The sequence below is a fragment of the Clostridium sp. AM46-21 genome (assembly GCF_003480025.1).
Classification (GTDB): domain Bacteria; phylum Bacillota; class Clostridia; order Lachnospirales; family Lachnospiraceae; genus Coprococcus; species Coprococcus ammoniilyticus.
The window spans coordinates 64,148-78,616 of sequence record NZ_QUIB01000003.1 but is presented as its reverse complement, the minus strand read 5'-3'; the positions used below and the strand labels follow the sequence as shown (position 1 = coordinate 78,616).

Below are 14,469 nucleotides of genomic sequence, written 5' to 3'. Positions count from 1 at the left end.
TATGGTTAATAGCCATTTTATTCCTCAACTCATTTTGAGACATTTTTGTGAAGACGAAAAAATCCAGTATTATGATTTGAATTCAGGAAATATAGAGTCCAGGAGTACCAAATCAGTATTTTCCGAAAAAGGGTATTATCCTGAGAATATTGAGAAAGACTTATGTCACAAGATAGAGGTTCAGTTTGCTAATATATTGAACAACAAAATTCTTAAAGAAAACTACAATATTGCTTTAATATCAGAGGACTTATTAACAATAAAGAAGTATTTAATTATTACGACTTTAAGAGTTAAGGATGAAAATATGGAGCATAATCTCTGGTATAAGACCTTAAAAAGAGATGGATTTATTTTTGAGAATGACCCATTTAAGGATATATTCAGTGGTGATTTCTACGAAAACATGAATAAGATTTTAGAATGTCAAAATAAGGAAGAGTTGGTTAGGATAGCAAAAAAAGGCGAGAACATGAATCTTTTTAATTATGTGAAAGATGTTGTTTTTTCGTATAATGTATTTGTAAGAACAAACAATAGTAAAGAGGATTTAATTATTACTGATAGAGGATGGGCTGCATATATGGGGCCTATTGGTGTAAGAAAGATGAACGCACTAATGCAAAGTGGTCGGATTGAAGATGCTATGTTGCTTCAAATGGTATCACCGCAAGATTATGGTATATTTCCTTTATCAAGAAATATGGCAATAATTACAATGAGTCCTGCATATAAACAGCACTTAAAGGGTTCAGGTACAAGGATAATATATCCGCCACATGCCCCAACTTTATCTGCGTGTTTGGGATTTGGGAGTGAAGATACGATAGAACCACCTACAAATAAATTTTTAAAATCTGGTGCGATGGTGTATCAATATAAAATTAAACAGTTAGTAAAAAGAGATGTTATCTTTTTGAATTCATTGTTACTAGATTATGCGAATCAGTTTTTTGGCTATGCAAATGCAGATAAAGTAAGATCAAGTTTGAAGGAAAAGAATATTGATATTTAGTTGAGAGCATCAATCCTTAAGTGGGTTGGTGCTTTTTCTTGCTCGGAGAAATCCGAGCATTTTTATGTCAAAATTTAGGAGAGAGGAGGTGAGAATTCATGGCAAGGCGTATACAAGGAATTACCGTAGAAATTGGTGGTGATACAACCAAATTACAGAATGCCCTTAAAGGTGTGAATGGACAGATCAAGTCCATCCAGTCGAAGCTGAAGGATGTTAACAAACTGCTGAAACTGGATCCGGGCAATACGGAACTTCTGGCACAAAAACATAAACTGCTTGCTGAGGCCGTTGGTGAAACGAAAGAAAAACTGGCAACCTTAAAGACGGCAGCAGAACAGGCAAATACAGCACTTGCCAATGGAGAAATCTCACAGGAACAGTATGATGCCCTTCAAAGGGAAATCGTAGAGACGGAGCAGGATTTGAAGAACCTTGAAACACAGGCAAATCAGTCAGCTACGGCAGTCCAGAAGATAGCCACAGCCGGAGAAAAGTTAAAGACCACAGGAGATAACATTTCCTCTGCCGGACAGAAACTATTACCCGTTACAGCAGGGGTGACTGCTCTTGGAACAGCATCGGTTACTACGGCTGCCAATTTTGAATCTTCCATGTCACAGGTACAGGCAACAATGGGAATCACAAAAGATTCTATGTCAAAGGTAAACGGTCAGTCAGTGAATACAATGGATACCCTTTCTAAACTGGCAAAGAAGATGGGTGCAGAAACTGCATTCTCTGCATCAGAGTGTGCAGAGGCTCTTAATTATCTGGCTCTTGTAGGATATGACACACAGCAGATCTAGAAGGTTGGTTAGGTTTCCAACATTGACCTTGTGGTAACTTTGGACAGGAAAAGGAAACATAACAAGTAAAAATATCTGTTAATATAAAGGATACTACAGAATAAATTTAAACAGGTTTTATCGACAATGCAATGTTGGTAGAACCTGTTTTCAGTTTTGGGATGACCTGTGTTATAATGAATATTAATTTATTTATAGTTGCAAAAGAAAAAGGAGATGCATAACATGTGGTCTGTGACCAGAATAGATGAAGCAGATTATGGCTGCGAGGAGCGGATGCCCGGGGAACCGCTTCTGGTGCTGGTAACAATCGAAAGTGACGATGGCAGAATGTGCCGGTTTGAGTGTGCGGAGAACTGGCTCCTGCAACAGGGCATAGATGAGGGTGATGAATGGCCGGAGGATATTGAACAGGTGGAAGCGGACAGAGAACAAATTGACCGGATGAGCGAGTGGATGAACAAATACTATGAAGCCGTAGAGGAAATGGAAGACCTGTTTGATGCAGAGTGAATAAGTAAACGAAGAAAGACAGAAAAGAGAGGACTTACCATGCAGATAATGAATGCAACAGAAGAAGATAAAGATGAACTGCTGGCTTTATACCATGCGATGATCGGGGGACCATGTGAGTGGAGCGAGACATACCCGGATGAGAACACGATCGCATTTGACCTTAAGAATGAAGACCTGTTTGTGATGAAGAACGATGCAGGAGAGATCATTGCGATGATCTCAATCGACCATGACGATGCCGTAGAGTCACTGACCTGCTGGCATGAAGATCAGGCACCGTCGGGAGAATTGTCCAGACTCTGTGTAAGAAAGGATATGCAGGGACAGGGAATCGCAAAGCAGATGATGAATTATGCCGGTGATGTGTTGAAGAACAGGGGCATGAAAGGAATCCATATTCTGGTTCGGGAAGGCCATGTGGTAGCACTTTCGACATATGCAAAGATCGGATTTAGAACTGTCGGGGAATGTGATCTGTTTGACAAACATTTTATCTGTATGGAGAAGAAATTCTAAGGAAAATTATAGACATAAAAATTATATCAGTCAGGAAATATAGCACTGCGTTCCGGTCTTTGCCGCAACGCCTCAAACACGCTATTTTCCTGACTTTTTCATGATTTTTCTTGCCTGAAACGCTTGTGGAATCAGGTGCTTTTTGATAGAATGACTGCAAATAACTTCCCTGGGGAGGGAAGCAGATGGAGGACAAAATTATGAGGAAAAAATTAGGGATTTTTCTAAGTTTATGGCTGTGTATCAGTATGATATGGTTGCCATTTGCCAGCACACAGGTAAGGGCTGCAGAAACCAACATGGCAACATTGAATTTTATCGGGGCATCTATTGAAAATGGAAAAGCGACCTTTGCTGTTGATGATGCCTATAAAGTAAGGCTGACATTATGTACGAGAGATATTGTTATGGACAGTTACACAAATTGTCCGATCAATGGAAATAACATGCAGATCGATCTGTCAGATAAAGAATATTATCTGAAAGCAACTACCGTTTTGGATGTTTCCTCACCAGATGACCTGCTTGGAATCTCAAGTGTGAAACTTCAGTTATATATCAATGATGAATCGTATGATATCAGCTCGAATCCTTATGTAAAATTGGATACAAACCGTTTTAGCGGTAATCTGAATTTCAGAATAGAAAAAGTATCAACGCCTCCGAACCCCGGTTACCCGGATGATATTCAGATCATGGGAACCTATGATGGATTTGGAATGGAAATTTATCTGAATTCAGAGAAGATCGGAGCTGAGAGCAGTCATATACAGGGAACTGGAAAGGGATATGCGTCCGGCGAAATCTATAATCTGCTCAGGATTCAGTTGGCATTTGGAGATGGAGATATCGGAACGGTCACAGTAAATGGAAAGACGATCACATTGCCGGAAGGAACGAAGGATACAGTGGAATTCACGATTGCGCCTGCCAGTGAATATGTGATCGAAGTTACAAAGAAGCCGACGATCATACCAAGAACTATTATATGGGCCAAAGATAAAACAGGTAATAATGGATTGAAAGATTATGAGCTGTTAAAGAATGGAACGCTTGAGATCCTTGAGATCAAAAACCCGGATGGAACATCGATCGGTTTAGATGGTGTTAAGCAGGACACCAATTATGGATGGGCAAGTGTTATACCGGGTTCAGAAATTATTCTCCGGGCAGTACCGGAATATGGATATCAGCTTGAATCGATAACGATAAATGGTCAGTCTTTAACGCCTTTGTCAGATGCATCTATATTTTCATATACAATGCCGGATGAAAATGTACATATCAGCAGCATATTTACAAAGGCAGAAGATCAGGTAGAGCTTAAAACAGATAAAGTGAAAAGAGCATTGATCCAGCTTGCGGAAAATGAGATCACATCAGGAAACAGCAGACTGACGATAAAGGATGCAGTCCTCACACAGCAACAGCTTGAGGCTTTTAAAAAGGCAGCAGGTGATTATCAGATCACCGGGTATTTTGATATCAAGCTGGCACAGATCCTGTATAAGAATACAGCAGCAAATCTGTGGGTAAATAATATAGAGACTTTGAAGAAAACGGCAAAGGTATCCCTTCAGATAGAAGCCGACTGGGAATCTGAAAACAGTGAGCTGGCAGTTATTCATGAGAAAAAGGATGGAACCTATGAGATTATTCCTGCTTCTTTTGATGTGGCAACTAAAATGGTGATGTTCCAGACGGATGGATTTTCTAATTATGCGATCGCATATAAGAAGGTTGAGACGACAACAGAGGATCAGACAGGAGCAACGACTGAGGATCCATCGGAGGATACGACCGGGGATGTAACAGAAGCTTCAACAGAAGAAACAACAGAACCGGAAACAGAGACCACAACCGGAGAGACAACAGAAGTTACGACGGAAGATTCTTCAGAGGCCACAACAACAGACCGTACAGAAGATGGAACAGGCAGCACGACACAGAGTGGTGATGGTGATACAACAGAAGTGAAAAAAGATGATAAGACAGCATCACCCAAGACAGGAGATGATATGAATCTGGCTGTGCTTTATATTTTGTTGGCGGTGTCTGGAATGGGATGTCTGTATACGATTCGAAAACGGTAATCTGGTATTGGTAACAGATATAGGAGTAGTTCTCTTATTTGAAAAATAATGTAGAACAAATTGTGTAAATAATCTTGACTTTTATAAAATAACAGTGTTATAATAACACTGTTATTTTATATTGGATATAAATGATTAAGGTGTGTTTATGAGAAAAGAATCAGAAGGTGTAACTGAAAATTTACTGGCCAGTGCCAGAAAGGAATTCTTAGAATACGGATTCCATGATGCAAGTCTGCGGAGAATATCGGCAGACAGTGGTGTCAGCACGAATTCAATCTATACAAGATTTGGCGACAAGAGTGGATTATTTACAGCGATTGTAAAGGAAGCCGCAGATGAGTTGATGGCGATTTATTCTGACAGCATAAAGAAAGCAGGAGAAGCGGCAGATATCAGCCGGGCAGAGGATGCCGGGGATGAGGGAACGGATCTTGTACTGGAATATATTTATGGACATCTGGAAGAATTCAAACTGATCTTCTGCTGTTCGGCGGGGACAGAATATGAGACATATTTTGACAGGCTTGCGGCAAAGGAAGAATACTATTATAAACAGTTTGCGAAGCAGTTTTCGGATGGAGGACATCCGATAGATGATTTTTTTATCCATGTATATTGCAGGAACGGATGGCAGTATGTGTATGAACTCATCACACATGATAAGAGCTATGAAGAGGCAAAAGAATTTATGGCAAATGTCAGAGCATTTAACTATGCGGGCTGGCAGGCGGTGATCGGAATGAAGTTCTGATAATAGGGACTGCTGCATGAAATACAACATGCATCAGTCCTATAAAAATAAATATAGGTTAGCAAATACTAACTTTAGTAACAGGAGGTTAACTATGAAAGAAAAGAAACAAAGTGCATTGTCCAGACTCATGGGCATAGCAGGAGGGCATAAGTATTTTACCTATGCGTCCTGTGTTTTTGCGATCCTTTCTGCTTGGATCGCATTGATACCATTTTATGATATCTGGCGTATTATGAAAGAGATCCTTGAGGTTCGGCCGGATTTCGCAGATGCGACACATATCAAAACCTATGGCTGGCAGGCGGTTGGATTTGCTCTGCTTGCAATGGTTATCTATATTGTCGCGCTGATGTGCTCCCATATTGCGGCCTTTCGTGTACAGGCAAATATGAGAACCACTATGATGGAGCATATCATGAAGCTGCCGCTTGGCTACGTTGAGAAAGAAGGAACCGGAAAGCTCCGTAAGGTTGTAAATGATTCAAGTGCAGCAACAGAGACTTTCCTCGCACATAACCTTCCGGATAAAGTAGTTTCCGTTGCAACGCCGGTTGGACTGTTAGTGGTGATGTTCGTATTTGACTGGAGACTGGGAATTGCCAGTCTGATTCCTGCGGTTCTGGCATTTATCATGATGGGAACATTGATGATGGGACAAAAGATGGCAGAGGATATGAAGCAGTATCAGAATGCACTTGAGACCATGTCTTCCGAGGCAGTTGAGTATGTAAGAGGTATTCCGGTTGTTAAGACCTTTGGACAGACGGTGTACTCATTCAAGAAGTTCAAAGCGGCAATCGATGATTATGAGAAATGGACGCTTGATTACACCAAGGGGATGATGAAGCCGATGGTGCTGTTTACAATGTCAGCAAATGGAATCTTTGCAGCACTAATCATTGTTGCTTACATTCTGGGTGGTAATCATGTAAGTAATACATTTGTATTAAACCTGATCTTCTATATCCTGATCACTTCGGTTCTTACAACTACACTGATGAAGATTGCCTATGCAGGCGAATCCCAGATGCTGGTGGAGGATGCATTACAGAGAATGGATGATATTCTAAATGCAAAGCCTCTGGTAAATACAGAAAAGCAGGAGATACCAAAGGATGCATCGATCACGATGGAGCATGTTACATTTGCCTATGACGAAGCAAAGAAAAATGCAATTGACGATATATCCATGAAGATTCCGACCGGTGCACATATCGCTTTCGTTGGACCATCCGGTGGTGGTAAGACGACATTGGCATCTCTGGTTGCAAGATTTTGGGATGTAAAGGATGGCAGCATAAAGATCGGTGGTGTGGATGTTAAAAATATTGACACTAAGAAACTGATGGAAGAAGTATCGTATGTATTTCAGGACAGCAAGCTGTTAAAGATCAGCATATTGGAAAATATAAGAATGGGTAGACCGGATGCGACTGACGAAGAAGTTATGCAGGCACTTTCTGCTGCTCAGTGTATGGATATCATAGAGAAGTTCCCGGCGGGGGTACATACGATGATTGGCTCCAAGGGAATCTATGTATCCGGTGGTGAAGCACAGCGGTTATCGATCGCAAGAGCATTTCTTAAAAATGCACCGATCCTGATCCTAGACGAAGCAACAGCATTTGCCGATCCGGATAATGAGCGTCTGGTTCAGAAAGCGTTTGAGAATCTGGCAAAGGACAAGACGGTTATCATGATCGCGCATCGCCTGTCAACCATAACGGATGCGGACTGCATCTATGTGCTGAAGGATGGTAAGATCGCAGAGAACGGAACACATGAGGAACTGTCGGAAAAGAACGGAATCTATACTCATATGTGGAAGGAATATAACAAATCTGTCAACTGGCAGGTAGGAAGGAAAGGTGAAACAGCATGATAGAAAAATTAAAGCACAAATATGCCTTGTCCGAAAAGGGTGCAAATGCTATGGTTCGCGCCTTTGTGGCAGTTACGATCTCCAATCTGGTGCTGATGCTCCCGGTAGGACTGCTGTATCAATTAGCTTCCTACCTGTTGGAGAACCGTGTTCCAAAGGATAAACTGATATTCTTTATTATTGGAATCAGTGTAACTTTATTGTTAATTGTAATATCAACAAGTTTTCAATATAATTCGACTTTCTATTCGACCTACGTAGAGAGTGGAGTCCGTCGCAGAACGCTTGCAGAAAAGCTGAGAAAGCTTCCGCTTTCTTTTTTTGGCAAGAAGGATCTTGCAGATTTGACAAATACAATCATGTCCGACTGTGCATTGATCGAGACAGCAAGCTCACACTGGATTCCTGAGCTTGTAGGCGCATTTATATCTACAACATTGATCGTGATCGGGCTGTTTTTCTTCGACTGGAGAATGGCGCTGGCGGCTGTATGGGTTATGCCGGTAGCATTTGCCATCGTTGGTTATTCAAAGACAGTTATGGGTAAGGTTCATGAGAAGACGATAACCTATAAGCTTGCATGTCTGGACGGGATACAGGAAGGTCTGGAAACGATTCGTGATCTTCGTTCCAATAATATGGCTGATTCTTATATGGAGGGTCTGAATAAAAAGATCAAGGATGTCGAGCATCATGCGATAGTATCCGAATTTGCAAATGCAGCATTTGTCTGCTCCGCACAGATGATCTTAAAGCTTGGTATCGGGACAGTGGCACTTGTTGGAAGTATTCTTCTGGTTGATGGCAAGATCAGTGTACTGACGTTCTTTGCATTTCTGTTGGTTGTAACCAGAATGTATGAGCCGCTTCAGATCTCGCTTCAGAATCTGGCTGCCGTTATCAGTATCAATAAGAACTGTGAGCGTATGGATGAGATCCTGTCTCATGATGAACAGACAGGAAGAGAGAATCCGGATAATAAGGGATATGACATCGTATTTGATCATGTGGCATTCTCCTATAAGGCTGGAGAGCAGGTACTCTCCGATGTCAGCTTTACGGCAAAGCAGGGTGAGGTCACAGCCCTGATCGGACCATCCGGCGGGGGTAAGACAACGGTTTCCAGACTGGCAGCAAGATTCTGGGATAACAATGCCGGTACGATCACAGTCGGCGGCATGAATGTTCTGGAAATTGATCCGGAGCAGTTATTGTCCTTGTATTCGATCGTGTTCCAGGATGTTACATTGTTCAATAATACAATTATGGAGAACATCCGGATCGGTAAAAAGGATGCGACCGATGAAGAAGTTATGGCAGCAGCAAAGCTTGCAAACTGTACAGATTTCATCGAGAAGCTTCCGGATAAATGGGATACCATGATCGGTGAAAACGGTTCCGAGTTGTCCGGTGGCGAACGTCAGAGAATCTCGATCGCAAGAGCGTTCTTAAAGGATGCGCCGATCATTCTGATGGATGAAGCAACCGCATCTCTGGATGTAGATAACGAGTCTGTTATTCAGGAATCTATCTCCAAGCTGATCCAGAATAAGACGGTACTTATCATTGCACATAGAATGCGTACGGTAGATGGCGTTGATAAGATCGTTGTGTTGAAGGATGGCGTAGTTGCGGAGCAGGGAACACCTGCGGATCTGAAAGCCGGGAACGGCATCTACAAGCATATGGTTGACCTCCAGCTGCAGTCTGAGCAGTGGAAATACAATTAAGGTTATGAAAAATTTGGAGCCGGTGGGATATATATATTTATTACGCAGAGCACTTTCGTTCGATTATTACGTAGCGGTACTAAACTCATCACCAGATGGTGATTCGTTAAGGACCGACGTAATAATAGGTCTGCTTCATAAAATATATATCCCTCCGGCTTCAAATTTTTTAGGCGTTAGTTCATCATACCAATCGTTTGTATTTCCACTGCTCTATGTTAGTGTTGGTCTGAATGGAATAAGTTGCAGTTTGGGTTAAAATAGAGTATGTTGAGTATATAATTATGTAGAATATAGAATAGTGTAAAATATAGAGTAGTGCAGAATATAGAGTAATGCAGAAATTTTGAATAAGAGAATGTATAATAAATTACAGGGCTGCAGGAGGTTGTGATTATGGCGAAGATTGATATTAGGGAGATACAGATACCATCGATATTAAAGGTGGAGAAAGATCTGCTCAGACGGATCGGGGGGTATCTTGCAGATGAGGGAATCTACAAGGTTGTGATTCTGTTTGGCAATGGGTTGATCGATATGTTTGGACATACGGTGATGGAGGGGATGTCAGACAGCGGTATTGAGGTGCTTCAATATATGGAGATGGATACCGTTCGGATCGACTATCTGGTGCAGCTTGCATTTTCATTCCCGAATACTGCACAGGCGGTACTTGGTATCGGAGGCGGTAAGGTGGTTGATGCGGCCAAATATTGTGGCTTCTTAAGAAAACTGCCATTTATCAGTGTGCGACGTCGGCATCCAGTGATGGATTTTCCAGTGCCAGCGCATCTCTGATCGTGGAGGGACGACGCAAATCCGTACCGGCAGGGATCGCATATGGAATCTTTGCAGATATCGATGTGATAAAGGGGGCACCGGAGGCATTTCTGTTTTCCGGTATCGGTGATATGGTATCGAAGATCACGGCACTTTATGACTGGAATTTTGAAGAAGCACATGGACATGGTTCAGTAAATGACTTTGCGATGATGATATCGAAGAAGGCGGTTAACAGCTTTGTGCGGACGCCGTTTAAAGACATTCACGATGAACGGTTTATCAAAGAACTATTAGATTCTCTTGCCATGAGCGGTGTGGCAAATGAGATTGCAGGAGACAGTGCGCCGACCAGTGGAAGTGAGCATCTGATATCACATGCATTGGATCAGATGTTGGAACGTCCGCAGCTTCATGGTATTCAGGTCGGAGTTGCAACATACCTGATGAGTGTTGTTCAGGATCACAGATATGAGCGGATCAATACGGTATTTACAGATACAGGATTCTGGGATTATGTGAAGACAGTCGGCATGAAGCGGGAAGATTTCATTCGTGCGATCGAAAAAGCACCGGCTATAAAACCATTCCGGTATACCTATCTTCACGAAGAACAGTACCGAAAGAAAGCGATAGAAGTATTGCAGTCAGACACGAAGCTGTCAGAGGTTTTACAGGCATAATTTGTGCCAGGGACGGATAAGCGAAGGAGGGAACAGTATGACATACGAACATTTTTTAGAGGAATACAGACGAAAACTCCGCACACCGGAGGAAGCGGTTTCCGTTGTAAAAGATGGTGACTGGGTGGATTATACCTGTTCACTTGGAAAGCCGGAGATCCTGGATCGGGCATTGGCGAAACGTAGAGACGAGCTGTTTGATGTTAAGATCCGTGGTAATCTGATCTCAGGACCGATCGCAGTTGCAGAATGTGATGAGAGTCAGGAGCATTTTACTTATCACAGCTGGCATTGTTCAGCATATGAGCGGTCGTTATGTGATCGTGGACTCTGTTATTATATTCCGATGGTATTTCATAATAATGCAGCATATTATGAGTATTTTCTTAAGGTAAATGTAGTTATGCTCAGTGTGTCACCGATGGATCGGCATGGATATTTTAATTATTCGGTCAATACCGGAGTGGCAGCACCGATCGTGCGCGCGGCAGATATCGTGATCGTAGAGATCAATGAGAATCTTCCGAAGGTTCGCGGCGGTTATGATGAGTGTATCCATATTTCGGATATTGATTATATCGTGGAAGGAGAGCATGAACCGTATCCGGATATGCTGATGCCAGAGCCGACTGCAGTTGATCGTAAGATTGCGGAACTGATCATTCCTTATATTGTGGATGGAGCAACCCTGCAGATCGGTATTGGAAGTATGCCGAATGCACTGGGTGATATCATTGCGGAGTCTGATCTGAAGGATCTTGGTATGCATACGGAGCTTTGCAGCGATGCATATCTGAAAATGTATCTGGCGGGAAAACTCACGAACAAATACAAGCAGATCGATCGCGGAAAAGGAGTATTTGGTTGTGCGGTCGGAAGTAAGAGCCTATATGATTGGATTGACGATAATCCGGGAGTCGCGGCATATCCGTTAGAGTACGTGAATCGTCCCGGAGTGATCGGTGAGATTGATAACATGGTTTCCATCAATAGCTGTGTTGCTGTTGATCTGTATGGTCAGGTGGCAGCGGAGAGTGCAGGTGTCAGACAGATATCCGGAACCGGTGGACAGTTGGATTTCCTCGTTGGTGCATCTGCATCTAAGGGAGGTAAAGCATTTATCTGCATGAGTTCTGTGTACAAGGACAGTAAAGGGGTGGTTCATTCAAGAATTCATCCACAGTTTAATGGAGATATCGTTACTTCTCCAAGAAGTCAGGTTTATTTTCTGGCAACGGAATATGGGGTTGTGAATCTGGAAGGCCGTTCAACATGGGAGCGGGCAGAGGCTCTGGTATCGATTGCACACCCTGATTTCAGAGATGAATTGATCAGGGAAGCAGAAGCGAGAAAGATTTGGCGGAGATCCAATCGGAGATAGACAATGGATGGTGCAATTGATATATGTCATATATCAGATGGTTGATAACAGGGGGCTGAATAGAAGAAAGGCAAAGATAATGGTTGTGCATAGCTCCACTTTTCTTTTATAATTGCAGTATAAGAATATACAGATATAAGAGGCAGAGATGAAGATAACATTAGCGGCTACATTACGTCATTATGATAAGAAAAATTTCATAAAGGATCTTCTTGCAGGTATTATTATCATGGCAGTATCCATTCCGATCTCCATGGGATATGCGCAGATTGCCGGACTTCCTGCGGTCTATGGACTGTATGGTTCGGTATTTCCGATCTTGATATTTGCTCTGGCCTCGACATCGCCTCAGTTTATTTTTGGAGTGGATGCAGCTCCGGCAGCCCTTATTGGGTCGGCATTGTTAAGCCTTCATATAGAGAGTGGATCAGAGGAGGCGATGGCGGTTGTTCCGGTACTGACCTTCTTTGTGGCATTGTGGCTTCTGGCGTTTTATATTATGAAAGCAGGAAAACTGGTCAACTATATATCGGCACCGGTTATGGGCGGATTCATTACCGGAATCTGTACGACTATTATACTAATGCAGGTACCGAAGCTGATGGGAGGATCGGCAGGAACCGGAGAGTTTTTTGAGCTGGCAGAACATATTATAAAGACAGCCAAAGATATCAATTGGCAGTCGGTGGTACTGGGACTTGCGGCTCTTGTGCTATTGCTGGTATGTAAGAAGCTGATCCCAAAATTCCCGATGGCGGTTCTTTTGATGATAGCCGGGGCAGGCATGACATATCTGCTTCCTATAGAGAACTGGGGTGTGCAGACACTTGCATCTGTTGATACCGGACTCCCACACTGGGCGGTTCCGGATTTTAGTGTGATATCGATCCGCGAGGCTGTAACGATCAGCCTGTCGGTAGCAGTCGTTATAATGGCAGAGACACTTCTGGCGGAGAATAATTTTGCGCAGAAGAATGGTTACCGGATCAATGATAACCAGGAGATTCTGGCATTTTCAATGGGGAATTTCCTTGCGGCATTTACCGGCTGTTGTCCGATCAATGGCTCGGTATCAAGAACGGCAATGGGAGAACAGTATCAGGCAAAGACACAGCTTACCGGTATCATAGCAGGTCTTTCCATGATCGTTGTTCTGGTCTGTGCGACCGGATTTATCGGTTATCTTCCGGTCCCTGTGCTTACAGCCATTGTGATATCAGCGTTGCTTGGAGCAACGGAATTTGATCTTGCGGTAAGACTCTTTAAAGTCAGCCGTACAGAATGCCTGATCTTTTTCGGGGCATTCTTTGGTGTGCTGTTACTTGGCACGATTAACGGTGTATTGATCGGTATTCTTCTTTCCTTTACAGAGATGATCATACGGACAGCCAAGCCTGCAAGATGTTTCCTTGGAATCCAGCCGGGGCATAAGCATTTCCGGGATCTGAAGGAGAGCAGCCAGATCCATGCAATCTCCGGTGTACTGATCTATCGGTTCAGCAGCAATCTGTTCTTTGCGAATATACAGATCCTCCAGAGAGATATTGAAGATCATATCACGCCTGAGACAAAGGCGGTTATCATAGATGCCAGTGGAATCGGCAGTATCGATATAACAGCGGCTGACAGGATCGCCATGTTATATCAGTCGTTAAAGGATAAGGGAATCCGTTTCTACATGACAGAGCATATCGCAGATGTGAATGAACAGCTGCGTAAGTTGGGACTTGGTTATCTGATTGAGGAAGGCTGTGTCAGACGAACAGTACATATTGCCTTAAAGGATATGGGAATTAAGCGACCATATCCATTAGAGGGGGATGTAGACAATCAGCCGAGAAGTGCGTCCAGAAAGCGTGCAGATAACAGGGTTCAGGAATTTGTCTGGGCGTTTGGAGCGGAGAGTGAAGATGAGATAGAGAAGCAGATCAGACTTCAGATCGAGCATTTGAAACAGACCGGAGATGTTGATGAGCTTTTGCATGGAAGCTGGTCACATATGGAAGCTATGGATGAGGATGAGTGGTTAGAGCATCTGGAAGAGCATCTGAAGGAGATCGTTCATATATCAGGTAAGGAAGAGGAAACGATTGCCAGACGCTTCGAGGAGCATCGTAGAGAGATCCATGACCGTATTGCAAAGGAACATCCGGAGCTTGCGGAGAAGTTTAAAGAACGAAGACATTTGCTGGATGAGCATTTGAAAGAAAAACATCCTGAGGTTTATGAGTTGGTCGTAAAACTCCGGGAGAAAGATAATTAATAAAAATAACAAAATAAAAATTCTGTCATATATCGTACTATACC

Annotated in this window: 12 protein-coding genes; all 12 read left to right on the top strand. The window is 42.8% G+C overall.

What is annotated here, in order from left to right:
* Position 1 precedes the first annotated feature (1 nt).
* The 12 genes from DW959_RS02525 (at position 2) to DW959_RS02475 (ending at position 14,425) form a co-directional block, all read left to right on the top strand.
* Entirely contained in the window at positions 2 to 1,015 is a 1,014-nt protein-coding gene (locus DW959_RS02525) for a DUF4238 domain-containing protein (protein ID WP_118615306.1), read from the top strand.
* Positions 1,016 to 1,113: 98 nt separating this feature from the next.
* Positions 1,114 to 1,824, top strand: a complete 711-nt coding sequence (locus DW959_RS02520) for a phage tail tape measure protein (RefSeq protein WP_347475307.1) — start codon at positions 1,114 to 1,116, stop codon at positions 1,822 to 1,824.
* 225 nt (positions 1,825 to 2,049) lie between these two features.
* Positions 2,050 to 2,337, top strand: coding sequence for a hypothetical protein (locus tag DW959_RS02515; protein WP_021943411.1), 288 nt, complete (start codon positions 2,050 to 2,052; stop codon positions 2,335 to 2,337).
* A gap of 39 nt (positions 2,338 to 2,376) precedes the next feature.
* Positions 2,377 to 2,856, top strand: a complete 480-nt coding sequence (locus DW959_RS02510; protein WP_118615304.1) for a GNAT family N-acetyltransferase — start codon at positions 2,377 to 2,379, stop codon at positions 2,854 to 2,856.
* Positions 2,857 to 3,056: 200 nt separating this feature from the next.
* Positions 3,057 to 4,949, top strand: coding sequence for a hypothetical protein (locus tag DW959_RS02505; RefSeq protein ID WP_147353059.1), 1,893 nt, complete (start codon positions 3,057 to 3,059; stop codon positions 4,947 to 4,949).
* 148 nt (positions 4,950 to 5,097) lie between these two features.
* Positions 5,098 to 5,703: a TetR/AcrR family transcriptional regulator gene (locus DW959_RS02500; RefSeq protein WP_118615300.1), complete on the top strand. Its 606-nt coding sequence runs from the start codon at positions 5,098 to 5,100 to the stop codon at positions 5,701 to 5,703.
* Positions 5,704 to 5,797: 94 nt separating this feature from the next.
* A complete protein-coding gene (locus DW959_RS02495; protein WP_118615298.1) occupies positions 5,798 to 7,588 on the top strand; it encodes an ABC transporter ATP-binding protein in 1,791 nt (596 codons plus the stop codon).
* The gene (locus DW959_RS02490) at positions 7,585 to 9,318 is read left to right on the top strand and encodes an ABC transporter ATP-binding protein (protein ID WP_118615296.1); all 1,734 of its coding nucleotides are present in this window, start codon (positions 7,585 to 7,587) and stop codon (positions 9,316 to 9,318) included. Before DW959_RS02495 ends, DW959_RS02490 begins: the two co-directional genes overlap by 4 nt.
* 396 nt (positions 9,319 to 9,714) lie before the next feature.
* The gene (locus tag DW959_RS15010; RefSeq protein ID WP_347475306.1) at positions 9,715 to 10,116 is read left to right on the top strand and encodes an iron-containing alcohol dehydrogenase; all 402 of its coding nucleotides are present in this window, start codon (positions 9,715 to 9,717) and stop codon (positions 10,114 to 10,116) included.
* Positions 10,032 to 10,781 (top strand): iron-containing alcohol dehydrogenase family protein, encoded by a 750-nt coding sequence (locus tag DW959_RS02485; RefSeq protein WP_347475305.1) that lies wholly within the window; start codon positions 10,032 to 10,034, stop codon positions 10,779 to 10,781. Before DW959_RS15010 ends, DW959_RS02485 begins: the two co-directional genes overlap by 85 nt.
* Positions 10,782 to 10,818: 37 nt before the next feature.
* Positions 10,819 to 12,162 (top strand): acetyl-CoA hydrolase/transferase C-terminal domain-containing protein, encoded by a 1,344-nt coding sequence (locus DW959_RS02480; protein WP_117822248.1) that lies wholly within the window; start codon positions 10,819 to 10,821, stop codon positions 12,160 to 12,162.
* Between the two features lie 148 nt (positions 12,163 to 12,310).
* Positions 12,311 to 14,425: a SulP family inorganic anion transporter gene (locus tag DW959_RS02475; RefSeq protein ID WP_118615294.1), complete on the top strand. Its 2,115-nt coding sequence runs from the start codon at positions 12,311 to 12,313 to the stop codon at positions 14,423 to 14,425.
* Positions 14,426 to 14,469: the final 44 nt, after the last annotated feature.

Bases quoted from the DNA above. Each gene is read 5' to 3' on its own strand.
- DW959_RS02525 (WP_118615306.1), top strand. From the start codon at position 2: ATGGTTAATAGCCATTTTATTCCTCAACTCATTTTGAGACATTTTTGT.
- DW959_RS02520 (WP_347475307.1), top strand. From the start codon at position 1,114: ATGGCAAGGCGTATACAAGGAATTACCGTAGAAATTGGTGGTGATACA.
- DW959_RS02515 (WP_021943411.1), top strand. From the start codon at position 2,050: ATGTGGTCTGTGACCAGAATAGATGAAGCAGATTATGGCTGCGAGGAG.
- DW959_RS02510 (WP_118615304.1), top strand. From the start codon at position 2,377: ATGCAGATAATGAATGCAACAGAAGAAGATAAAGATGAACTGCTGGCT.
- DW959_RS02505 (WP_147353059.1), top strand. From the start codon at position 3,057: ATGAGGAAAAAATTAGGGATTTTTCTAAGTTTATGGCTGTGTATCAGT.
- DW959_RS02500 (WP_118615300.1), top strand. From the start codon at position 5,098: ATGAGAAAAGAATCAGAAGGTGTAACTGAAAATTTACTGGCCAGTGCC.
- DW959_RS02495 (WP_118615298.1), top strand. From the start codon at position 5,798: ATGAAAGAAAAGAAACAAAGTGCATTGTCCAGACTCATGGGCATAGCA.
- DW959_RS02490 (WP_118615296.1), top strand. From the start codon at position 7,585: ATGATAGAAAAATTAAAGCACAAATATGCCTTGTCCGAAAAGGGTGCA.
- DW959_RS15010 (WP_347475306.1), top strand. From the start codon at position 9,715: ATGGCGAAGATTGATATTAGGGAGATACAGATACCATCGATATTAAAG.
- DW959_RS02480 (WP_117822248.1), top strand. From the start codon at position 10,819: ATGACATACGAACATTTTTTAGAGGAATACAGACGAAAACTCCGCACA.
- DW959_RS02475 (WP_118615294.1), top strand. From the start codon at position 12,311: ATGAAGATAACATTAGCGGCTACATTACGTCATTATGATAAGAAAAAT.